The following is a 1,101-nucleotide window of genomic DNA, read 5'->3' as shown; positions in this document are numbered from 1 at the left end:
TTAACCGACGGGTCCCTTACACAGAAAACTTGACGCTGATACTGCCCGAGCTCACCCATCGCTACAGGAACTGGCTCGCTACCGCTTGACACACGATAGGAGCATCAGGCTCATATCGCAATGATCGCCTGGATCGGCGAGTTCGGTGACCTGGCCCGGATCGGCGTCGAGGGCACCGGATCCTACGGTGCCGGCTTGACCCGACACCTTGCCAAAGCCGGTGTCATGATCCTTGAGGTCGACCGGCCCGACCGGTCTGACCGCCGCCGTAAAGGCAAGGATGACGATCTGGACGCGATCAATGCAGCCCGCGCCGCACTGCATGGCCGACGCACCAGCATCCCAAAAAGCAAGGACGGCGCCGTCGAAGCTCTGCGCGTGCTGCGCATCACCCGCGCCCACGCGGTCCGGGAGCGCCGCAGCGCCCTGCAACTCCTTCGGATGTCGATCGTCTCCGCGCCGGAGGTGCTTCGCGACCAAGTCCGCCACCTGACCCGGATGCAGCTCATCCGCACCCTCGCTGCATGGCGGCCGGACGTATCGAACGCGACCGACCCCGTCACCGCCTACCGGGTCTCGATGAAGTCTCTGGCCCGCCGCTACTTGGAACTCACCGACGAGATAACCGACCTGGACGAGCTCATCAACCCCATCGTCGAGGCCCTCGCAGCCCAACTCCTCGAACGCGTCGGAATCGGCATCGAAGTCGCTGGACAGTTCCTCGTAACGGCCGGTGACAACCCCGAGCGGATGAAATCCGAAGCCGCATTCGCGATGCTCTGCGGCGCTTCACCCCTACCCGCGTCCTCCGGAATGACACAACGGCACCGACTCAACCGCGGCGGCGACCGCCAAGCCAACCGCGCCCTGCACCTCGCGGTCATCAGCCGGATCAGACTCGACCCGAGAACGCAGACGTACGTCGCGAAAAAGACCGCCGAGGGGCACTCCAAGATGGTGATCATCCGCTGCCTGAAGCGATACCTCGCCCGCGAGGTCTACTTCATCCTCAACCCCGGCCACCAGCACATCGTCCCGAACACCAGGCAACACCGAAACGCCGCTTGACACTTAGGAGAGCATCCAAGATTCCAGTACCAG

The 1,101-nt window shown here is 63.7% G+C and carries 1 pseudogene; it reads left to right on the top strand.

Features of this window, described 5'->3' with window-relative positions:
- Positions 1–120 precede the first annotated feature (120 nt).
- Positions 121–1,068: pseudogene (locus Q9R30_RS19320) on the top strand (IS110 family transposase); the annotation flags it as partial.
- Between the last annotated feature and the right edge of the window lie 33 nt (positions 1,069–1,101).

It is taken from the genome of Arthrobacter sp. AB6, from assembly GCF_031844545.1.
Taxonomy (GTDB): Bacteria; Actinomycetota; Actinomycetes; order Actinomycetales; family Micrococcaceae; genus Arthrobacter.
Note: the sequence above shows the minus strand (reverse complement) of the source record. Positions and strands in the feature narration are given on the sequence as shown.